Below are 20,760 nucleotides of genomic sequence, written 5' to 3' on the forward strand. Positions count from 1 at the left end.
CCCGGGTCGCCTGACCGAGCTCGAGCCGACTCGAACCGACACTTCTGAACGTGACTCTCGCGGCGCGGTCCAGCCGCGTCGATGCAGGCGAGCCGCCCATCACCCTGCCAGCGCCACTCGCCGGGATCACGCCGCCCGCCGCCCGACGCGCCCGCACGCCCTCACGCCCTCACGCCCCTCCGACTCACGCCCCTCCGACTCACGCCGCCCATCACCCTGCCAGCGCCACTCGCCGGGCTCACGCCCCCGCCACCCGAGGCGCCCTCACGCCCCTCCGACTCACGCCGCCCGCCACCCGACGCGCCCGCCGGGTGGCGGCGGATCCCAGGCCCACCTCACCGCGGACTTCGACTGCAGCGGAACGGGCTCCCCCGCCGCACCCGGTGGCCGATGGAGCAGGAACGGTCCCTTGCCGACCCGCACGATCCGCCATCCCGCGTTCGTTCTACCCGCGCTCGCCCTACGCCGCCGCGAAGCTCTACAGCTACTGGATCACGAAGAACTACCGCGAGGCGTACGACATGTTCGCCGTGAACGGCATCCTCTTCAACCACGAGTCCCCCCGCCGCGGTGAGACGTTCGTCACCCGCAAGATCACGCGCGCCGTCGCGGCGATCAAGGCCGGCAAGCAGGACCTGCTCTACATGGGCAACCTCGACTCGATCCGCGACTGGGGCTACGCCGCCGAATACGTCGAGGGCATGTGGCGGATGCTGCAGGCCGACAACCCCGACGACTACGTGCTCGCCACCGGCGTCGGCATCACCGTCCGCGAGTTCCTCGAGATCTCGTTCGACCGCGCCGGCCTCGACTGGGAGAAGCACGTCCGCTTCGACGAGCGCTACCTCCGCCCCACCGAGGTCGACGCCCTGATCGGCGACCCGTCGAAGGCGCACGACGAGCTCGGCTGGAAGGCCACGATCGACGGTCGCGAGCTGGCGAAGCTGATGGTGGATGCCGACCTCGAAGCCATCGGCCACGAGGGCACCCCGTGGATCGACACGGTCGACCTGGCGTCGTGGAAGAAGGCGGCGTGACGTCCTCCGACGGTCTGGACTACACCCCCGGAGAGCTCGACCGGGACGCGACGTTCTACGTCGCGGGGCACCGGGGGCTCGTCGGATCGGCGATCGTCCGCAAGCTCGAGGCGTCGGGGTTCGAGAACATCGTCGGCAAGACCTCGGCCGAGCTCGACCTGAAGGACCGTGACGCGGTCTTCGCGTACATGGCCGAGATCAAGCCCCGCTACGTGGTCCTCGCAGCGGCGAAGGTCGGCGGCATCCTCGCGAATTCCACGTACCCCGTCGACTTCCTCAGCGACAACATGCGCATCCAGGTGAACGTGCTGGATGCGGCGCTCAAAAACGACGTCGAGCGGGTCGCGTTCCTCGGATCCTCCTGCATCTACCCGAAGTTCGCCGCGCAGCCGATCCAGGAGGACTCGCTACTCACCGGTCACCTCGAGGAGACGAACGACGCCTACGCGATCGCCAAGATCGCCGGCATCCTGCAGACGCAGGCGGTGCGCCGCCAGTACGGGCTCCCCTGGATCTCGGCGATGCCGACGAACCTCTACGGCCCGAACGACAACTTCTCGCCGAAGGGGTCGCACGTGCTGCCGGCGCTCATCCGCCGCTATGACGAGGCGGCGTCCTCGGGCGCCGGAGTCGTGACGAACTGGGGCACGGGCACACCGCGCCGCGAGTTCCTGCACTCCGACGACATGGCCGACGCCGTGCTGCACCTCATGGAGCACTACGACGGCCCCGAGCAGGTCAACGTGGGCACCGGCTCCGATGTCACGATCCGCGAGATCGCCTCGACGATCGCCTCGGTCGTGGGCTTCTCGGGAGAGACGGAGTGGGACACCACCAAACCCGACGGCACCCCGCAGAAGCTGCTCGACGTGTCGAAGCTCGCCGACGCGGGCTGGACCTCGAAGATCTCGCTCGAGGAGGGCCTGGAGCGCACCGTCGCCTGGTACCGCGAGCACGTGGGCGCGCTGCGGGAGTGATGTTCCGGCACATCGTGCTGTTCCGCGTGTACGACGAGGTCTCCGACGACCGCATCGACACCGCGATCACCCGGCTGGCGTCGCTCGCGACGCTGCCGGGCGTGGTGTCGATGCGTGTCGAGCGCTCGCTCGACACGCGCAAGGGACGGATGCTGATCGAAGACGCCATGTTCGAGGATGCGCGTGCCTTCTCGGCCTTTCGCGCGCACCCCGCTCACGTCGCGGTCGCGGCGGAGATGGCCGAGATCTCGGACTGGTGGGTCGGGGACTACGCGGAGTCCTGAGGCCCGCTTTCGCCGGTCTTGGGCGGGGTCTTCTTGAGCATCGATTCCTCCCCAGACCGGGGGAAAACCGAGTTGTGCACAAATGCTCCCTCGGCCCCTTCGATGTCGGAGGGGGTCGCTATGTTTAGAACATGCATTCGAACGCGGTGGTCGGTCTCAGCGATGAGCAGATCGACAGCCTGCGCGCCATCCGCGAAGAGATGGCCGCGTTCGATCGCGCCGTCGCCGCGGCCGAGGCGGGTCGTGTGCGCGTTCTCGCCCGCGCCGCCGGCCTCGTCGATGAGCTGATCGCGGGCACCTCGACGCGCGGGCGTCAGGCCGACATGGTGCTGCGCTCGATCTCCGCCGAGCTCGCGGTGGCCGCTCGCGTGTCCGACCGCTCGATGCAGCGGCAGATCGGCGACGCCGCGACTCTTGCCTTCGACTATCCGGCGACTCTCGCCGCATGGGAGGCGGGCGAGATCACCCGCAGCCACACGCGCGTCGTGCAAGACGCCGGTTCCATTCTCCCGATCGGCGATCGAGCCGACTTCGACCTCGCCGCCGCCGAGATCTGCACGGAGGACTCGCCCGCTCGCGTCGCTCCGCGCCTGCAGGCCCTCGCCGAGCAGCTGCACCCGATCAGCATCCAAGAGCGCCACGACGCCGCCCACGCAACGCGCTGCGTCAAGGTCGTGCGCGGGTCGGAGGGCATGTCAACGCTCATGATGCCGATCCCCTCCCTCTACGCTGACGCGATCTACGACCGGCTGACCCAGCAGGCACGCGTCGTCATCGACGCGCGCACGACTCCGCCCGCCGGGCTCGATGACGCCGCGCTGGCCGCGATCACAACCGACACCCGCACGATCGATCAGGTGCGCGCCGACGTCGCGGTCGACATGCTGCTGGCCTCGTCCCCGACGGCCGACCCCACCCGCAGCGACGACGGCCCCGGCACGATGGGCGCCATCCGCGCGAAGGTCCAGATCGTCGTGCCCGTGCTGTCGCTCCTGGGCGCGTCGGACGAGCCGGCGACGCTCGCGGGGACGGGCCCGGTCGACCCCGAGACCGCCCGGTGCCTCGCGGTCGCCACCCCCGGGCCATGGGACCGCATCCTGACCCACCCGATCACCGGGGTCGTCCTGCACACCGACACCTATCAGCGCACACAGGCGATCGACCGGCACCTGCGGGGGCGCGATCGACACTGCAGATTCCCCGGATGCCGGCAGCCGGCGATCCGCTGCGAAGTCGATCACACCGTCGATTTCGCCCGAGGCGGTCCGACCGATGTCGCAAACCTCGCCCACCTCTGTCAACGCCATCATTCGATGAAGCAATTCGCGCCGTGGAAAGTGCGCCAACTCCGAGATGGCGTGCTCGAGTGGACATCGCCGACCGGGGTGAACTATCTCGATACCCCTCGGTCCTACCCGCCCGCGGTGCACTTCGTGCCGAGCGACGGCGGGGCGGCGGACGCGCCGTTCTGACGCCCGCGCCGGCGCGCAGCGTTCTCACCTCGACTCGAACGAGCCGCGCGCGAAGCCCTCGTCTCCCGCGCGAGGGACCGCGCCGCGACGGCCTCGCCCTCGGCCAACCACGCCCCGGGCGACGTTCCGGACCGCCCATCGCACGCACGTAGGGTGGATCCGTGACCGCCTCCCCCCTCCCCCGGTCGCTGCGCGTCGCGGGAACGACGTTCGCGTGGGTGCTCGGCATCGGCATCGTCCTCGCGATCTTCGCGCTCGTGTGGGTCGGCATCCGCGGGGCGATCGCCGCCGACTTCCTCCGCAGCGCCAAGGTCACGGCATCCGACGTCGTCGCCGACATCGCCGACCCCGAAGCCGCCGCCGCGTCCATCGACAAGATCGCCGGCGACACCGCCGCCGCGCACGCGCTGACGAGCGACCCCATCTGGCGCGCCGTCGAACTCACCCCCTGGATCGGCCCGCAGCTGCACGCCGTATCGACGATCGCCGCCGCGGCGGACGATGTCGCCGCCTCCGCCCTCACCCCCCTCGCAGACGTGGCATCGACCCTCTCGGCTGATGCCTTCCGCCCCTCGGGCGGCCGGGTCGAGCTCTCGGGTTTCATCGCCGTGCAGGACGCCGCCGCCACGTCGGCCGACGCGATGGCGCGCGCGACCACCGCACTGGACGACATCAACGACACCGCTCTCGTCGCCCCTCTGCGGGCTGTGGTCGACGAGGTCGCGACGGCACTCGACAACACCGCGAGCGCCACCGAAGCGCTCGCGAACGCGTCCGTCCTCGTCCCGGCGATGCTGGGCGCAGACGGTCCCGCGACTACCTCGTGCTGTTCCAGAACAACGCCGAATGGCGCTCGCTCGGCGGCATCGCCGGTGCGGCGGCGATCATCCACACCGACGCCGGCCAGATGCAGCTGACGCAGCAGGACTTCGCCGCCGCATTCCCCCGCTTCGACCCGCCAGTCACCGACCTGGGCCCGGAGATCACCGCGATCTACGGGCAGTCGCCCGCGCGGTGGTTCCACAACGTCACCCAGGTGCCCGACTTCGCCGTCACCGGTCCGCTCGCACAGCAGATGTGGCTGGCCAAGCACGGCCTCGACGTCGACGGGGTGCTCTCGATCGACCCGGTCGCGCTGTCCTACCTCCTGCAGGCGACCGGACCCGTCGCGCTGCCGAGCGGCGACACCCTCACGAGCGACAACGCCGTGAGCCTGCTGCTGAACGACGTCTACCTGCGCTACCCGAACCCCGCCGCGCAGAACGCATTCTTCGCCTCGGCCACGAGCGCCGTCTTCGCGGCCGTCGCGAACGGCGCCGTCGACCCGGGCGCGCTCCTCGCGGCGCTCGCCCGCGCCGGCGACGAGCAGCGCATCTTCCTGTGGAGTGCGCACCCCGACGACCAAGCCCGGCTCGCCGCGACGACACTCGCCGGAGGTCTGCCCGTCACGGATGCGACCACGTCCTCCTTCGGCGTCTTCCTGAACGACGGCACCGGATCGAAGATGGACTTCTACCAGACGGTCGACACCTCGGTTCTGTGGGAGAGCTGCACGCTCGATGCCCGGGGAACGGCATCCGGCACCGCGAACCTCACCGTCACCATCACGAACACCGCCCCCGCGACCGGGCTCCCCGATTACGTCACCGGCGCCGGCTCGTACGGCGTCGCCCCCGGCTCGGCGAACACCGTGGGGTACCTGTACCTGCCCGAGGGATTCGAACTCACGAACGCCATACTTTCCAACGGCGGCGGCTTCGGCGGCGGCATCCACGACGGCCGGCGCGTGCTGAGTTTCGACGTCGTACTCGCGCCCGGCGAATCGATCTCGGCGAGCGTGGCGGCGGCGTCCACGACCCCGACAGGATCGCTGCTGGAAGCCCGCGTCACCCCAGGAGTTAACGCGAATGTAACGAGGCCGATTAGCGCCTGCCTGTGAATGTGCTTACCCTCTCAATAGGGCATCGCCGCTCGGATCCAACGTTCCGAAAAGCGATGCTTTTTGTTGCCCAAAAACAGCTGAACAATGTCGTACTGTCCTTGCTTCGCAGGGTGTCCCCCCAACTCCAATAACTGCGCCTGACGGCCTCACGAAAGAGTTGACCATGAAGCACAAGATCCAAGGCCTCGCTGTCGCCGCTCTCGTCGCGGCCTCTGCATTGGCCCTTCCCGCCGCCGCTCAGGCGGACACCATCTACCCGCCGTCCAACGCGTGCAGCGTCGTGCCGAGCGTCGTCACCCCGGGTGCGACCGTCACGTTCTCGTGCGTCGACGGCACGTTCTCCCCGTCCGAGTTCGTCTCGGTCACGGTCGAGGGCAACACGAACGCCACCGTCGGTTTCGTGAAGTTCGCCGTCACCTCCTCGGGGAGCACGACCGCCACCGCCGACGGCGCGATCTCGGTGCCGATCACCTTCCCGAGCAACGCCTCGGGCAACTACAACATCACCGCCGCGTCCGAGACCTCCGCCGGTGGCGCCTCGACCGTGTCGATCTCGGCGACCGGCTCCGGCTCCGGCGAGGGCTCGCTGCCCGCAACCGGCTCCGACAGCGCTGCGCTGCTGGGCCTCTGGGTCGGCGGCGGCGCGCTCGTCCTCGCCGGCGGTGCCGTGGCGCTGACCGCTGCGGTGCGTCGCAACCGCAAGGAGCACGCGGGCGCCTGACCCCCGCAGAACGTCTCCTTGACGTCGCAGAACCCCCGGCCGAAGGGCCGGGGGTTCTGCGCGTGGGGGGAAACGGAGTCACGCCCACCGCGAAGCCGCGCGTCTGTAATGCGTTTGTTTCATTGCTGTTCGAATTCGCGTCTTTTCTGTGGATAGCCTGAATGCAACGTCGTCAGGGCTGCGATGTCGAATCGCCCCCCTGGAGGATTCGGCAAGCCCCGGCAAAACCGTCAATGGGTGGGGATATGACCAGAATTTCACGCGTTCCGAAATCGGCGGTCGCGGTCGGGGCCGCGGGAATCGCCTGTGCTCTCGCCGGGACGATCCTGATCGCCGCGCCGGCCGTCGCCGCGGAGGAGATCGTCGGATCCGCGACCGTCGTGCTCGACTTCAGCGTCGCCGGAGAGGTGAACGTCGATGTGAACACGCAGAACCTCTCGGGCGTCACGGCGTACGGCGCCGCGTACGTCGACGCACCGGACGGACAGCGCTACACGTGGGGACCGCGGGAGTACGCGCCGGGTGAGACCTGGACGTACTCGAAGCTCCTGACCGGCTACACGTGCGACGATCTGTACTCGGTCTCCGCGGCCGCGTTCGGCTTCGCCGACCTCGAAGACCCGACGCCGGACTGGTCGACGGGAGTCGTCACGTACCCCGACGAGCGGGTGACGGTCATCGGCTGCGACACTCCGCCGACGAGCCCGCCGCCCTCCTCGCCGCCCGCGACCAGCGAGACCACGACCCCGGCCTCGGTCAGCGGCAACGTCCTCCCGCCGAGCAAGACCGACGGAGCGCTGCTCGCTTCGAACGAGACGGCCTCCGCGTTCGGCCCCACCCTCCTGATCGCCGCGGTCGGACTCCTCGCGGTCGCCGCCGGCCTTTTCGGCCGCCGTCGCTCGGACTCCGCTCGAGCGGAGTGAACTCCCGCCACACGATCGCCGCGGCGCTGATCCTGATCAGCGCCGCGGCGCTGTCCGCGTGCGCACCCGCCGTGCCGGACCCGACTCTCACGCGCGCCGTCCAAGCGACGCAGACGCCGGATGCCGCGTCGACGGATGCCGTCACGACCGGCGCCGCGGTCCCGGTCTCCCGACCCCTGCACCTCACCTTTCCGGCGGCATCCATCGACGGCGACATCGACGAGTACACCGCCGAGCAGGCGACCGCCGACGGCGGCATCAATCCGCCCACGCTCGACTCGATCGCGTGGTACACCGGCGTCCCTGACCCCATGCCGGGGACGAACGCCACCAACACCGTCTACATCTTCGGCCACACCTGGATCGAACCCGCCGCCTTCAACGGTTTGAAGGCCGTGCAGCCGGACGATATCGCGACCCTGCGCACCGAGACCGGCATCCTGTCGTACGAGGTGCAAGAGATCATCAGCATGGACAAGGACGACTTCGCCTCGGATCCCGACGTCGCCGCGGTCGTGCCCGGCAGGCTCGTCCTGGTGACCTGCCACCGCCCGGACGGTTGGTCGGACGACAAGCCCGCCCCCGAGAACACCGCCGTCATCCTGCGGCTCGTGGCGAGCGCGCAGAGCTGAGGCCCTGCTACGCAGCGTCGTACCGAGAGCCTGCCGGGGTGCCGTCTGCTCACGGAATGCGCCCTCCCGCGACGGGGAACTCACTCAGTGGAACGATGCCGCCCGAGCGTGCGACGCGGTAGCGAAGCGCCGCGACGATCCCCGCGCCGATGAAGGCGAAGGGATACGCCGGCGGCGACGTGAACACGGGAGCGCCGATCGACTCGATCGTGATGAGGAGCAGCCAGCCGATTCCACTCCAACGAATCCACTTGTAGAGAGGAGGCTCCATGTCGGCGATCGGTCGGACCATCGAGATCATCATCGCCAGAAGCCCGCCCGCGAAGAGGATGGTGCCCAGCCACCCGGTCTCACCGAGGAAAGCGGGCCACTGAGTATCGGTGAGGAACAGTCCCCAGCGCTCTCCATCGCCCAGTCCGTACTTCCGCGTCCATCCGTTCGCGACGTATTCGGGTGAGTACTCGGTCGCGGCGATGAAGCTCCCGTACCGACCGAAGCCCGCGCCGAACGGGAAGTCGCGTTGGGCGATGTGCCAGGCGCCGTTCGTGAGAAGTGTCCGCGCTGATTCGGTCTCACCGAAGAAGTACGTGGTGACGTCCGAGGAGACCAAATCGACGAAGACCGGGACCACGGTGAGAGCCGCGATCGGCCCCAACGCGAGAACAAGGAGGAAAAGCCAGGTCGAACGCGCCCGGAGCGCGAAGAGAGTGTAGACGACGACCATGCTCGTGAGCGTCTTCACGCGAACGGTCAGAACGCTCACAACGGTCATGACGGCCATCGTGATGCCCGGAATGACGCGGCTCCGGGTGACCAGAAGGTAGCAAAGGCAACCGACCGCGATAATCGCGGTGATACGCCCGAGCGCAGCGGGCTGTGAATACGGCCCGTTGAGTGCAGGGATACCGAAGACCGTCGCGGGGGTGCGGATCTTCGTGAAGTCGACCCACGCTTCCGTGACGACGAGGTTAAGGGTCGCCGTGACGAAGAAGAACGCCGCGAAGACGACACCCGCTGTCGCGAGCGCGTGAAGTGAGCGTCGACCCCATCCCAGCTGAGCGAACGCGAAGGCCATCAGCAGACCCTTGAGCGTGAGGAACGCCTGCTGCGTCCAGATCGACACCGGCACATCCTTGAGCAGCGACGAGATCAGCCCGACGACGAAAAATCCGGCGAAGAGCAGCAGTCCGGGCGGAAGCACGACGGCGCGATCCACCCAGACGCGCCTGATGGTGGAGGACACCACGCACAACACGGTCAGGACCTCGTCGATCGGTCCGCCTGCTGTTCCGAGGAGCAACTCGAGAACCGACGAGCTGACAATGGCGATCAGGGTGGCGAAGGCGATCACGAACGGCCAACGGAAGCTCGCGTAAAGGCCGACAAGGCCCAGGAGTGCGAGAGCGGTCACGTCAGGCGCCAAGGTTGCCCCCGGCACGATGACCGCCACCAGGAGAAGGGGAACACCCCACCAGATCAGATGCTCGCGACGTGAGCGCGCGCGCTCGCTGCGCTCTAGATCGATCGGCGCCGAGAGCATTGGCCTCGTCACACGCTCTCCTTCGCAACGATGTCCATTATGCGGTGAGAACGAGAGCCGGTGCTATCCCTGCCGCGTGTCATCAGTCGGCGGTAGAGGGAGAGCGAGATCTTCGCGATGATCAGCGTCGCCGCGGTTCGAGCATCCCTCAGGCGAAGCGCAGGCGGCAGGTCCCGCCAGCTCAGCGCGCGGCGGGCATCAGATGCCAGTCGCGCGGACGTGGCGGCATCGTACGGTCCGAGCACGGCATCCTTCAGGCGTGACAGACCGATGTGCTTGAGAACGAAGTAGCGGTAGTCCGAGGACGTGGCCAGTCGAGCATCGACCAGGTCGGCCGATTCGCGGACGACACCCGCGATCACGTCCAGCGAGGCGCCTCGTCTCCGACCGCTCTTGAGGATGGAGCCCGGTGTGGCGTGGTAGGTGTATACGGGCTGATCGACGAAAGTGACGGTCCGCGCGCGGGACATGACGCGGGCGACGATGGACAGATCCGAGTGCACCTCGCTGACGGCGAAGGGCAGACACTGCTCGAGGACACTGAGTCGCACGAGCTTGTTCCAGAGGTGGCCGGTCACGGTACCTCGCAACAGGAGCGAGAAGGCAGCAACCCCCGAAACGGTCCCCGTGCCCACGGGCGCAGCGATCGCATAGTCCAGACGTCCGTCAGGAAGAAGGGCCGACGCCTGGCCGATCACGACATCAGAAGACGTTGTCTCGGCGGCACCGGCAAGGTGTTCGATCGCAGTCTCAGGCATCGTGTCGTCCGCGTCGAGGAAGAGAACGAAATCCCCCTGCACGCTGCGGACACCCGCATCGCGTGCTCGCGCGACACCCACGTTCTCGGGGAGCACGAGCGCAACGACGGAATCGTGCAACCGCGACAGGCTTGCGGCGACATCAGGCGTCTCGTCGGCAACTCCGTCGCACACCAGGATCACTTCGAACGGGCGCACAGTCTGCGCCATGAGTTGCTCGACGATTCGAGGCAGCGACTCTTCAGCGCGATACGCGGGAATGATCACCGACACACGGGGGCGAACTTGCGGGTCACTCATGCGCGCACTCCATCCATGATCGAGTCGGCTCAGCGCCAGCGAGCGTCGGGGCCACGCTTCGGCACGGACGTCAGCACCACTCCCCGCACAGCCGTTCCGCCGGTTTCCAGCGCCTCGCACGCATCACCGACGTCCGCCTTCCTGGTGTCCCCGCTGGCCACGACGAGGACCGCGGCATCGGCCCTCTCCGCGAGGATCACGGCGTCGGCGAAGCGGAGGACGGCCGGAGCGTTGACGACGATCACGTCGGACGTCGCTTCCAGATCACTGAACACGACATCCGTCGCCTGCGACGCGATCAGCGCGGAGGCCGACTCCGCCGTCGAACCGGAGGGGAGGATGCTGAGCAGCGGCCTCGCGGTAGGCCGCACGGCCTGATGCAGTTCGGCTTTGCCATCGAGAACCTCCGACAGTCCGGGGCCCGCGTCCAGACCGAAGGCGGCCGCGAGAGAGCCGCCGCGCAGGTCGGCGTCGATCAAGGTCACCCGACTGCCTCCTTCCGCGATGACCGTCGCGAGGTTGGCCGCAGCCGAGGATGTCGTCGAATGGGGCTGCGGGCTGGTCACGAGCAAGCGGCGCGGAACTCGCGTCGCGGGGCTGGCGATCTCCGCGAAAAGCCGCCGGTACGCCTCAGCCGCGGGATCCGCAGGACGGTCGATGGACACGAGCGAGTTGGACTCGGCACGGGCGATGCCTTCCACAGGCAGGGATGAGCTGGTAACGCCGGCGATGTCCGCACGGACACGCACGCGCTGATCGGTGTACGCCCGGATACCGGCGAGGATCACACCGAGAGCGAACCCGACGAGGCCGCCCACCAGCGCCATGAGTGGAATGTCAGGCGCCGCGGGACGGCTCGGCGGGTTCGCCTGATCGACAAGCTCGTACTCGAATCGAGCCGCGGCACTCTGGGCGCCTCCCCCGGCTGCCAGCTGCACGTTCGTGATCTGAGACGCCAGGCTCTCCGCTACGGCATTGGCGAGGCTCGCCGCGGAAGCGGGGTCGGACGAGCTCGCCGAGACGGAAACGACATTCCCCGGCCCTTCGGTCTGGGCCGAGACGGACGAAGCGATCTGGGCGGAAGTCGCGTTGAGCCCGAGCTCCTGGATGACGGGATCGAGGATCAGCGGTGTGGTGAGCAACGATGTGTAGGTCTCGATCCGCCCGAGCAGAAGTGCGTTCGCTGCGGTGAGTTCGGCCGCGCTCGACACGGATCCGGACGCGGAGAAGAGCGTGCGAGAGCTCGCGTTGTACACGGGGCGTTGGGTCGAACTCAGCGCGAAGGCGATCGCTGCCCCGAGAAGGGTCGCCACGACGATGATCCAGAGATTGCGACGGAGGATCCGTCCGAACTGCGAGAGCTGCATGAGGGGAGCTGCTTTCTGTGATGCGGGGGGACAGATCAGAGATTTTCTGCGAGGAAGGCCAAGGTCTGGTCGCGGACGTCCTGGTTCATCAGTTGCGCGCCGTGGCCGGCACCAGGAACGACAATGACCTCATTCGCGACGCCGACCGAGTCCAAGGAGGCCGCCATACGCTGGGCCTGCTGAATGGGAACGAGGTCTTGTTCGGCGCCGACCAGCAGGGCGGGCGGGTCGCTCGAATCGACGTGCGTGACGGGTGATGCGGCCGACCCGTCGCAATCCGCGAGCGATGTGCAGCCGAGATAGTTGAGGATGATCGTCACAGCCTCGGCCGACGGAGTGCCGAGCGCGACGGCGCCGGAAGTCATGTCGGCGACTCCAGAGAGCGAGACGACGGCCTTGAGCCGCGACCCGACAGTGGTCGGCCCCTCACCGGAGGTCGCAGCCTCGAGCGTGAGAATCGCGCCGGCAGATGATCCGAGGGCACCGATGCGTTCCGGATCGATGTTGAAGTCGGCGACCTGCTCCGGGTCGCGGAGCCACTCCACGGCCGCGGCGACATCCTCCGTCTGGCTGGGGAAGATGTAGTCCGGCGCGAACCGGTAGCTGATGGGGAAGGCGGCGTATCCGTTCGTCGCCAGCCAGACGCAGAGGTTGGTCATGCTCTCGTCGGATCGAGAGCCCTGCGTGAAGCCGCCTCCGTGCAACAGGATGACCGCGGCGGTCGGAGCCGTGCCGTCTGCGGGGAGACACGCGTCCATTTCCAGCGTCTGGCCGTCGATCTCCCGGTAAACCATGTCCGTTCGGGTGGTCACGCCGCTGTCGGCAGGAGCCGACAGCGTTGGCGCTACAGTCGGGTCACGTCGAGCGCCGCAGGCGGCGAGACTCACGGTGAGCGCGATGACGAGGACGACGCCGGCGGAGCGGATCAGTCCCTCCGCTGCATGACGACGACGGTGGGTCTGAGGATGGTGCACGAGCCCCAGCGTAGGAAGGCTGCTTCTCGGGGGGATGTCGTTTGTGTTAACGCCGTGTTGTATTTGACCGGGCATTCGTCGGGTCACGTGCTCACCTTCGCGCCCTTCTGCGCGCGGAAAAGAACAGCGATGCCCGCACCCGCGAGACCACCGGCCGTGTTGGCGATCCAATCCGATGCGCTCGGCATCCGGCCCGGCAAGAGCGCCTGGACGACCTCCGCCGACAGCGATACCGCACTGCAGACGATGACAGCCACCCACCACAGCCGACGAGGCAGGAGAAGCGCCATCAGCATTCCGAAAGGAACCATGACGATCACGTTTGCGCTGACTTCGACCGTCTGGTAGGTGATCCACCGGGGAAGCCCCCAGCCGTACAACCCGTAGAGGATGCGGTAGACCCCCATGCCGTCGCCATCAACTCGATTCGGGGACAGAACAATGACCGCGATCAACGTCGCGTAGAGCCCCAGGAGGGTGATGTACACGACGTGGACGACGAGGGGTCGGCGACGCTCATCCCTCAACAGGATCCGGCTCCCGTTGACGCGCCCACATGTCAGTGGGAAAGGATGCACGCAGCTGCGCGTCCGACCAGCTGAGCGGAGGCGCAACGTGATCGACGGCGCTCTCGAAGGAATCGGACATGAGCGGCACGTTCCGACCCGTGCCCTCGTAGTAGTCCTCGTACTTGAAGACTGTCTCGTGCCGCGGCAGCACCGGCGAAACCGGTACACCCAGCACGTCGGCGATGATGATGGCGTGCAGCGAAGAGGCGACGACATGAGCACTGCGTGCGATGGTCTCGATGACGGTGCGGTACGGCATCCGGGGGTTGAGAAGACCGGGTCTGCCCCTCCACTGCGCGAACTCATTGAGGTTCGGGACAGAGGTCAATGGGATGGTCGCCTCTGCGCGGGAGATACCGAGCAACGACGGGATGAGAAGTCCGGGGTCACCATAGACCTCGGGCACAGATATCCCTCGGCGACGCAGGATCGCCGCCGTGAGGGGTCCGCGGACGGCACGCACGTCCAAGGACCGGGCACTCACCGAGGTCTCGGGGAGCTTGCCGTTGACACCGGTGCCCCAGACGACGTCCCCGTCCCGAGCGAACTGCAGGATCGATCCGACCGTGATGAGGCGGCGAGCGTCTGACGGAGCTGTCACCGGTGGAGCGAGTCGCTCCACGATGACCGGACCGAGGAGGTCGCCGAAGTTGTTCACCCTGATGGGCATCCGGATGCCCTTCCCCACGATCCCCGTCCCGATACGGACGCGGGGGTTCCAGTGCACGACGTCGACACCCCGAACAACGGTCATGTCAGTAGGCTCCTTCTCCGCGGATCACGGCTCGGGCCGTCTTCCACAGAATGAAGATGTCGCCGATCATCGTCCAGTTCTCGACATAGAAGAGATCGAGACGCACAGTTTCATCCCAGTCGAGATCCGATCGGCCACTGACCTGCCAAAGTCCCGTGATGCCGGGCTTCACGAGGAACCGACGGTGGACGTGATCTGAGTATTGGACGACCTCCCGCTCGAGCGGGGGCCGTGGACCGACGAGGGACATCGACCCGAGGAAGACGTTGAACAGCTGCGGCAGCTCATCGAGGCTGTAGCGGCGAAGGAACTTGCCGATGGGCGTCACTCGGGGGTCATCGCGCATCTTGAACATGACGGCGTTGCCTTCTTCGCGTCCGACGTGCGCGAGATCGGCGAGGCGGTCTTCGGCGTCCTCGTACATCGAGCGGAACTTGAGCATCGAGAACTCCGAGCCCTTGAGTCCGACCCGCGGTTGGCGGAAAAGAATGGTCCCCGGTGTGCTGAGTCGAATGACCATGGCGATACCCAGGAGGACCGGCGAGAGGACGAGGATGAGCGCCCCCGACGCGACGATGTCGAAGAGTCGCTTGGCGTACAGCTTGCCGCCCTCGTAGCGGGGTGTTTCGACGTGGATCAGTGGCAGACCGTTGACCGGCCTCGTGTGGAGTCGAGGACCACCGATGTCCGTCAAGCTCGGAGCGAGGACGAGGTGCTGTTGCCCCGGCTCGAGCTTCCAACTCAACTCGCGCACTTGTGCGGGCGAGAACTCGTTCGCACTCGTGATGATGACGGTATCGGCGCCCGTCGCATCGAGCGCCTGCGTGAGGCTCGCCAAGCTTCCCGACACGGGGATTCCCGTTCCAGGCACGGTCCCGGCCACTACCCCGCTGGGGGTGCAGGCACCGACCACCTTGAACCCCGCGGCGGGGTTCCGCTGAACATCGGAGGCGACGGTGGCGATCGTGTCGAGCGATCCGACGAGCAGGACGGACCTGGACATCCGGCCTCTCTTCCGCTGGCCGACCAGCCACTTGCGAGCGATCCACCTCACTGTCACGAGAAGAGGGATTCCCATGCCGAGGCCGAAAGCGAGGAACAGCCGCAAGCCGGGCACATCCAACACGTACGCGATCAGTGCGACCAGCCCGAAGACAAGGAATGTCGCCTGGACGACCCGGCGGTACTCGGTCGCCCCTGTGCCGACCACCCGCGGGGACCGACTGGCGGTAGCTGCGAGGAAGAACAGCCAGATCACCGCCGAGGCCGAGCACACGATGAGGCCTTCGGTGTTCATCTGGCTGTTGAAGGATCCGCTCATCCACGGCGCCGACAACCCTGCGACGGAAGCAGCCAGCGTGATCGTCGTGATCACGGCGAGGAGGTCAGCCGTGATCAGGATCCTTCCGAACACGGTTGCCCAGTCGGCGGTGATGCGCGGGAGTGCGCGTGTGCTGAGGGTGGTGCGTTGAATGACTTCAGTCATTTCGGGCTCCTCATGGACGAAGACTTGGACACGCGGGCGCTGGTCCACGAGCGAGGCGGTATGAGCAGCCAACGCGCCTTCGCGGTCCAGCGCATGATCATCAGCGAAGCCAGAATCGCGGCCAACGTGACGGCGATCTGAATCAGGAAACCCACCCAGCGCGGGCCCTGCCAATCGACCAAGCCGATCACCGCGGCGATGGGGATGATGATGAACAGGTGGTACAGGTAGATATGCAGGCTGGACGCGCCCCACGTCGAAAGGAAGGCGAACGCCCGCACTCGCGAGATGCTCTGAGCGAGAGCGAACCCGGCAGCCAGCGCGAGGACTTGGCCGATGAGGGCGATCCCGGGGACGCCACGGATGCTGAACAGCACGGCGAACCCCACGAAGCCGGCGAAGAGCACAACCAGGCTGACCCCACCCCAGAGGCGCGATCGCTCCACCCAGGCGGCGATCGGCTTCGCGAGGTGAATGCCGAAGAGGTAGAAGACGAACAGCCCGAGCACCCGGTCCCAGCCGATGTTGTCCGTGTGCAGCCACCCCGACGTCACGAAGGCCGACAGCAGCGCGGTGGCACCGAGAGACACCCACGCCGGAACGCGTCGTAGAAGCCATGCACCTACCGTGAACAGCGCAAGCGCGTACAGGAACCAATAGCTGCTCGACGGCCACAAGAAGATGAGCGCGAGCGCAACGATGCTGTTGGCCGGGAGGTCACCGAGATTGCTGTTGGCTGCCGGGATCAGGAGGAAGAAGAGGAACCTGATCGTCGACCACACGACGTACAGATACAACATGGGAAGGACCCGTCGACGGAACAGATCACCGAAAGTGAAGGTCACTGTCCGGCTCGACGTCATTCCGGCGAGTACGAAGAATGCCGGCATGGGAAAGAGTTCGAGCGGAATCTTCAGGATCGCGGGCATACCCGCCATGCCTGCCGCCCCGACGTAGAGCGTCGAGTGGTAGAGCACGACGAGGAAGATCGCCGCACCCTTCGCGACGTCGATCCACGCTTTGCGCCCCGGCGCCCACGTCGGCTTGTCCGGGACGACGCGTGCGCTCACGTGCCGAGCACTCCTGCGTAAGGGAAAGTGGGGTTCATCTGGTGGCCTCCTCGGTCCTCGTCTTCACGAGAAGGACGCCATCGGCCCGGTTACGCAAGAATAGGCGGACCTGGACACGACCGACCACCGCTTTACACACACTTAACGCAGGCTTCACGGCGGCGCCACGGAGCACGATCACCCGTCGAACCGCTTGACGAGACGCGCGGGGACTCCGGCGTAGAGAGAGTCCGGATCACAGTCGGCGGTGACCACTGCTCCTGCGGCCACAACGACCCCCGAGCCGATGGACACGCCGCCGAGCACCGTCACTCCTGCGCCCAGCCAGCACCCGTCACCGATCGTGATCTCGGCGGCCCGGGTGCGCCCCGCCCGTTCTTGCGGGTCACCCAATTCGTGGGTCGTAGGAAGGAGCATGCAGCGAGGCCCGATCGCGACGCGCGCCCCGACCCGAACATGTGCGTTCGACCCGACCAGCAGTTCTGCGTTGATGAAGGTGCCGGGTCCGACGCTGAACAATCGCGTCGATCCGATGAATCGGATGCCCGGATAGATGCGTGCCCTGTCGATGTTCGCCCCGGACAATCGGAGGATCAGACGACGCAGTCGCGGCGTCCACAGCGCGGACCCTGCTGCTGCCGCGGTGAGGGCTCGGACGGCGCTCATTTCGGCACCTCGACGACTTGGCTCTTCGGCGCGAAGTTCTGGCTCGCGAGGTCCCTCACGTGCGGCGCGCTGGCCGAGATCGAGGCCCTCTGGCGTGAGTCATCGGGCAGTGATGCGGCCATCAGAGGGATGACGGTGTCCGCGATGCCGGCAATCGGTGTAACGCACATCTCGGGAGTCCCGATCAACTGCATCATGCCCTCGACCTTGCCCTGGGAGGCAAGAGTGACAGCCGGAACGCCGAACATCACGGACATGATGGCAAGGTGCATGCGCCCGGTGACGGTCAGAGCCGCACGCTCCGTCAGACCTCGCACCTGCGCCGGAGTGGCGGTTTCCGTCACGAGATGAACGCCGTCGAGAAAGTGTGCCGCTACCTCACCGCACGGCACACGATCGTCCGCTGACTCGGTGACGACGTGCGGGAGCAGGACGACCTCGAGGTCCTGCTCCCGCAGCCACTCGACGATCCGCACGTAGTCGTCGGCGAGCTTGACCCCCCGATCGAGATGACCGCTTACGTTGACCACGGCGTAGCGGCCACGAATGCGCAGTCGCTCGCGCAGCGCGGGGTCGCGTGAGGTCGTGGTGAAGACGATGTCCGCGACGGCTTTCGAGTAGCCGATGCCATCTGACTCGAGCCGCTCGGCACTGACGGGATCGCGCGGGAAGAGCAGAGCTCCTGCGCGCGAGGCGGCAGCAAGCTGGGCTCGTGCCGCTCTGTGCGGCCGGCCAGACCAGCTGAATCCGAGCACTCGGGTCTCCACGCCGAGCCGGGCGGCGGCTTCAGCGACGACCCCGCGCATCACCGATGCGCGCGGGTTGTAGAAGCCATCCATGATGTCCGCGCCGATGACGGAGAGAGACCTGGACCTGCCCAGCAGCTGTCCGAACCGATCGAGTGCCGCAGCGCGAGTCTCCCCACCGCCGTAGAGGAGGCCGGGAAGGTCGACCAGTTCGGTTCGATCTCTGTGGGCGTCGGGCACCAGAACAGAGCCGGCGCCCGAAGTCACGATGACGACGACGCCCTCGGCGGCCTCCAGGTATGCCTCGACCATCGCCTGGTCGCCGATGTTCCCCCCGCCTGGCGGTGCCACCAGCACGGAGACCTCCTGCCCACGGTCGCTTCCGGCGGCTCCTACTGCTCGGCGGACGTCTCGCTTCGCAGGAATGCCGGTCAGCAGAACGGCATCGCGAAGCAACCGGCGCACTCGCGTCTTCAGGTGGGGCATCAGAGTGGACCTCAGGCGCTCTGCCACCGCGCGAAGGTCGAGATGCAATCCGAATCGGCGGATGCGGGCACGGTGTGGCCTCCTGCGTGCCATACGAGCGAGGTCTCGGCGGCGAAAGGAGATGCCGCCTTCACCAGCGCCTCGCCATGTTGAGCAGGCGGTACCACCACATCCGCCGCCGAGACGACGGCGCGAATACGGGTTCCCGCCCAGGCGGACGGTGCGTACAGCTTGGCCGGATTCGTCGCGACCACTTTCGTCACGTCTCCGCCGTACGCCGGGCCGACGCGAGCGGGATCCCGTGCGTACAGATCCTCCATGTCATACGTGGCATTGGCGAGATACATACCTTTGGGGCTGGGAATGTAGCGTTTGCCGTAGGCGTAGGACATCAGCGATCCTCCGCCGGAATTCGCCCGCATGTAGCTCGCCTTCACATTGAAGTAGCTGTTGATGTAGCGAGAGATCTCCCCTTGCAGCCAAATGGCCTTTGCATTCACCCACTGATCGCCGCCGTAGTTCGGGCACACGCTCACCCATCCCTTGTCGACTGCGAGCATCGCGCTCCATTTGTATGCGCTCGAGATCGCGGTGTACGTGCTGCCGAACGCGTGGTAGAACCACACGAACGTCAGCGCGGTCGCTTGCTTGCCGAGCTTGGCGGTGTGAGGCACGAAGAGTCGGGTCGTGTCGCCGGAGAAGAGGATGTCGATGACCTCGTACTTCTTCTTGCCCGAGCTGGAGACCTGGGTGTCCATGCGGCTGACCTCATAGGGCAGCTTGGGGATCACAGAATAGTCGGGCGCGGCGAACGCGCCGGCGGTGGGCAGGAAGATAGAGGCGGCGCCGACCGCACCACCGATCAACAGGGACCGTCGACTTAATCCTCCTTTCCGATCCTTCTCGCTCGCGGCTGCTGGCTCGAATTCTTCACGCATGCATTTCTCCAGGTAGTTGAACCGATCGTATGGTCACGTCGCGCGCCGAATTGTCGCGAGTCGGCATTCGTAACAGGGAGTTCACGTCGCCGTGACCAGCGCACTCGGGCCACGCTCGACAGCCGCGATCGCCATCCGGTACGCGTCGAGGTGCCGTCGCCCGACGTTCTCTCCGTCGCGCGCACGGAGATCGGGCCCGGACGTGGCCAGGAGGCCGGATCCCTCCACCTCGCGAAGATGACGGGAGAGGGCCTCCGCGGTGAGCTCGCCGTCGTACATGCGCACCCAGTCGTGTCCGAACTCGTCCGCAAGCATCCTGTTGACCTCGGATGAAGGGACCAGCGCCGGGCGTCGCAGAGACATCGCCACCAGGAGGGCACCGGAATTGCGCATCTCCCGATAGGGCAGCACGACAAGGCTGGCCTCGCGGACCTCGCGCACCATCTCGTCGTCGTCGACGAACCGTAGGATCTGCGTGATTCGCGGGTCATCTTGCGCGGCCTGGGCGAGGGGCTCACGTTGGCCCGCGTGAGGATTGCCGACCACGTGGAGAGTCATGTCATCGGCTTCCAGGGAGCGGAAGACGCGTACGAGCGTCTCTACGTTCTTGTACGGCCGGATGATGCCGAAGTAAACGAGCCGGCCGCCCACGGGGTCGACCTGCGGCAGCCGGGCGAAGGGCTCGACGTAGTGCCCGTGGGGGATCACGGTGCAGGCGCGGTGGGCGTCTGGCCGCGTGTGCTCGTTGAGCGCGATGAAGAGTGTCGTGTGGTGGTCGATCTTGTCGAGAGTGCGCAGCTCAGCACTCTTGCCCCGCTCGTGTGGTCGAGGGTTGTGGTAAGTGCGCACGATGGGGATCTTCTTGACATCGAGTCGCGCGACGAGGAGATCCACGAGGCGCCGCTTGACGAATGCCCGAAGTCTGGATCGACTGTCGCGGAACATCAATTCCGGCCAATGGATATGCAAGACGTCGTAATCGCCGAAGAGCGCAGCTCTCCATGAGAAGTAGGAGTACTCGACCTCGTCAGCCTTGCCGTCGAGAAGCAGATCGACGAACTGCGTCGTCCCGTCGGGAGGTCGCAATGACAGAAGAACTCGAACGGGCTCGGGGTTCG

General features: G+C 66.8%; 20 protein-coding genes and 1 pseudogene. 9 read left to right on the forward strand and 12 right to left on the reverse strand.

All coding sequences use genetic code 11. The features are described from left to right. Nucleotides 1–443: 443 nt before the first annotated feature. From AB0P18_RS15320 to AB0P18_RS15360, 9 genes and pseudogenes are all read left to right on the forward strand, one after another. Nucleotides 444–1,037: pseudogene (locus AB0P18_RS15320) on the forward strand (GDP-mannose 4,6-dehydratase); the annotation flags it as partial. Further along, nucleotides 1,034–2,014, forward strand: a complete 981-nt coding sequence (locus AB0P18_RS15325) for a GDP-L-fucose synthase (protein ID WP_363360746.1) — start codon at nt 1,034–1,036, stop codon at nt 2,012–2,014. The pseudogene AB0P18_RS15320 and the gene AB0P18_RS15325, both read left to right, overlap by 4 nt. Continuing rightward, a complete protein-coding gene (locus tag AB0P18_RS15330) occupies nt 2,014–2,298 on the forward strand; it encodes a Dabb family protein (RefSeq protein ID WP_363360747.1) in 285 nt (94 codons plus the stop codon). The genes AB0P18_RS15325 and AB0P18_RS15330 overlap by 1 nt, the downstream gene beginning before the upstream one ends. 131 nt (nt 2,299–2,429) lie before the next feature. Then, nucleotides 2,430–3,770: a DUF222 domain-containing protein gene (locus AB0P18_RS15335; protein WP_363360748.1), complete on the forward strand. Its 1,341-nt coding sequence runs from the start codon at nt 2,430–2,432 to the stop codon at nt 3,768–3,770. Nucleotides 3,771–3,931: 161 nt separating this feature from the next. After that, nucleotides 3,932–4,687 (forward strand): hypothetical protein, encoded by a 756-nt coding sequence (locus AB0P18_RS15340; protein WP_363360749.1) that lies wholly within the window; start codon nt 3,932–3,934, stop codon nt 4,685–4,687. Beyond that, the gene (locus tag AB0P18_RS15345; RefSeq protein WP_363360750.1) at nt 4,594–5,709 is read left to right on the forward strand and encodes a DUF4012 domain-containing protein; all 1,116 of its coding nucleotides are present in this window, start codon (nt 4,594–4,596) and stop codon (nt 5,707–5,709) included. The genes AB0P18_RS15340 and AB0P18_RS15345 overlap by 94 nt, the downstream gene beginning before the upstream one ends. Nucleotides 5,710–5,875: 166 nt before the next feature. Next, nucleotides 5,876–6,433 carry a cell wall protein gene (locus AB0P18_RS15350; protein ID WP_363360751.1) on the forward strand — a complete coding sequence of 186 codons (558 nt, stop codon included), beginning with the start codon at nt 5,876–5,878 and terminating at the stop codon, nt 6,431–6,433. A 245-nt stretch (nt 6,434–6,678) separates the two neighbouring features. After that, nucleotides 6,679–7,356, forward strand: coding sequence for a hypothetical protein (locus AB0P18_RS15355; protein WP_363360752.1), 678 nt, complete (start codon nt 6,679–6,681; stop codon nt 7,354–7,356). After that, a complete protein-coding gene (locus AB0P18_RS15360; protein WP_363360753.1) occupies nt 7,353–7,988 on the forward strand; it encodes a class F sortase in 636 nt (211 codons plus the stop codon). The genes AB0P18_RS15355 and AB0P18_RS15360 overlap by 4 nt, the downstream gene beginning before the upstream one ends. Nucleotides 7,989–8,037: 49 nt before the next feature. On the opposite strand, the gene AB0P18_RS15365 is transcribed toward AB0P18_RS15360, so the two are convergent. The 12 genes from AB0P18_RS15365 to AB0P18_RS15420 all read right to left on the reverse strand — a co-directional run bounded on the left by AB0P18_RS15365 (nt 8,038) and on the right by AB0P18_RS15420 (nt 20,728). After that, nucleotides 8,038–9,399 carry a hypothetical protein gene (locus tag AB0P18_RS15365; RefSeq protein ID WP_363360754.1) on the reverse strand — a complete coding sequence of 454 codons (1,362 nt, stop codon included), beginning with the start codon at nt 9,397–9,399 and terminating at the stop codon, nt 8,038–8,040. Between the two features lie 137 nt (nt 9,400–9,536). After that, nucleotides 9,537–10,586 (reverse strand): glycosyltransferase family A protein, encoded by a 1,050-nt coding sequence (locus tag AB0P18_RS15370; RefSeq protein WP_363360755.1) that lies wholly within the window; start codon nt 10,584–10,586, stop codon nt 9,537–9,539. Nucleotides 10,587–10,615: 29 nt separating this feature from the next. Continuing rightward, nucleotides 10,616–11,953: a Wzz/FepE/Etk N-terminal domain-containing protein gene (locus AB0P18_RS15375; protein WP_363360756.1), complete on the reverse strand. Its 1,338-nt coding sequence runs from the start codon at nt 11,951–11,953 to the stop codon at nt 10,616–10,618. A gap of 35 nt (nt 11,954–11,988) precedes the next feature. After that, nucleotides 11,989–13,014 carry an alpha/beta hydrolase gene (locus tag AB0P18_RS15380; RefSeq protein ID WP_363360757.1) on the reverse strand — a complete coding sequence of 342 codons (1,026 nt, stop codon included), beginning with the start codon at nt 13,012–13,014 and terminating at the stop codon, nt 11,989–11,991. Continuing rightward, nucleotides 13,011–13,454 carry a VanZ family protein gene (locus AB0P18_RS15385; protein ID WP_363360758.1) on the reverse strand — a complete coding sequence of 148 codons (444 nt, stop codon included), beginning with the start codon at nt 13,452–13,454 and terminating at the stop codon, nt 13,011–13,013. Before AB0P18_RS15385 ends, AB0P18_RS15380 begins: the two co-directional genes overlap by 4 nt. Continuing rightward, complete coding sequence (locus AB0P18_RS15390) at nt 13,444–14,250, reverse strand: polysaccharide pyruvyl transferase family protein (RefSeq protein WP_363360759.1); 807 nt, start codon at nt 14,248–14,250, stop codon at nt 13,444–13,446. Before AB0P18_RS15390 ends, AB0P18_RS15385 begins: the two co-directional genes overlap by 11 nt. Nucleotide 14,251: 1 nt before the next feature. Then, on the reverse strand, nt 14,252–15,736 hold the full coding sequence (locus tag AB0P18_RS15395) for a sugar transferase (protein ID WP_363360760.1): 1,485 nt from the start codon (nt 15,734–15,736) through the stop codon (nt 14,252–14,254). Beyond that, nucleotides 15,733–16,806, reverse strand: a complete 1,074-nt coding sequence (locus tag AB0P18_RS15400; protein ID WP_363360762.1) for an acyltransferase family protein — start codon at nt 16,804–16,806, stop codon at nt 15,733–15,735. The genes AB0P18_RS15395 and AB0P18_RS15400 overlap by 4 nt, the downstream gene beginning before the upstream one ends. Before the next feature lie 177 nt (nt 16,807–16,983). Continuing rightward, entirely contained in the window at nt 16,984–17,472 is a 489-nt protein-coding gene (locus AB0P18_RS15405; protein ID WP_363360763.1) for a DapH/DapD/GlmU-related protein, read from the reverse strand. Next, nucleotides 17,469–18,575: a polysaccharide pyruvyl transferase family protein gene (locus tag AB0P18_RS15410; protein WP_363360764.1), complete on the reverse strand. Its 1,107-nt coding sequence runs from the start codon at nt 18,573–18,575 to the stop codon at nt 17,469–17,471. Before AB0P18_RS15410 ends, AB0P18_RS15405 begins: the two co-directional genes overlap by 4 nt. Nucleotides 18,576–18,715: 140 nt before the next feature. After that, entirely contained in the window at nt 18,716–19,642 is a 927-nt protein-coding gene (locus AB0P18_RS15415; protein WP_363360765.1) for a hypothetical protein, read from the reverse strand. Nucleotides 19,643–19,723: 81 nt separating this feature from the next. Then, nucleotides 19,724–20,728: a glycosyltransferase gene (locus AB0P18_RS15420; protein WP_363360766.1), complete on the reverse strand. Its 1,005-nt coding sequence runs from the start codon at nt 20,726–20,728 to the stop codon at nt 19,724–19,726. Nucleotides 20,729–20,760: the final 32 nt, after the last annotated feature.

Origin of the sequence: Microbacterium sp. NPDC064584, assembly GCF_040687315.1 — a bacterium.
GTDB classification, from domain to species: Bacteria; Actinomycetota; Actinomycetes; order Actinomycetales; family Microbacteriaceae; genus Microbacterium; species Microbacterium lacus.

Excerpts from the sequence above, each read along its gene's own strand:
- AB0P18_RS15395 (WP_363360760.1), bottom strand. The coding sequence starts at position 15,736 with ATGACTGAAGTCATTCAACGCACCACCCTCAGCACACGCGCACTCCCG.
- AB0P18_RS15415 (WP_363360765.1), bottom strand. The coding sequence starts at position 19,642 with ATGCGTGAAGAATTCGAGCCAGCAGCCGCGAGCGAGAAGGATCGGAAA.
- AB0P18_RS15335 (WP_363360748.1), top strand. The coding sequence starts at position 2,430 with ATGCATTCGAACGCGGTGGTCGGTCTCAGCGATGAGCAGATCGACAGC.
- AB0P18_RS15350 (WP_363360751.1), top strand. The coding sequence starts at position 5,876 with ATGAAGCACAAGATCCAAGGCCTCGCTGTCGCCGCTCTCGTCGCGGCC.
- AB0P18_RS15370 (WP_363360755.1), bottom strand. The coding sequence starts at position 10,586 with ATGAGTGACCCGCAAGTTCGCCCCCGTGTGTCGGTGATCATTCCCGCG.
- AB0P18_RS15375 (WP_363360756.1), bottom strand. The coding sequence starts at position 11,953 with ATGCAGCTCTCGCAGTTCGGACGGATCCTCCGTCGCAATCTCTGGATC.
- AB0P18_RS15330 (WP_363360747.1), top strand. The coding sequence starts at position 2,014 with ATGTTCCGGCACATCGTGCTGTTCCGCGTGTACGACGAGGTCTCCGAC.
- AB0P18_RS15390 (WP_363360759.1), bottom strand. The coding sequence starts at position 14,250 with ATGACCGTTGTTCGGGGTGTCGACGTCGTGCACTGGAACCCCCGCGTC.
- AB0P18_RS15355 (WP_363360752.1), top strand. The coding sequence starts at position 6,679 with ATGACCAGAATTTCACGCGTTCCGAAATCGGCGGTCGCGGTCGGGGCC.
- AB0P18_RS15405 (WP_363360763.1), bottom strand. The coding sequence starts at position 17,472 with ATGAGCGCCGTCCGAGCCCTCACCGCGGCAGCAGCAGGGTCCGCGCTG.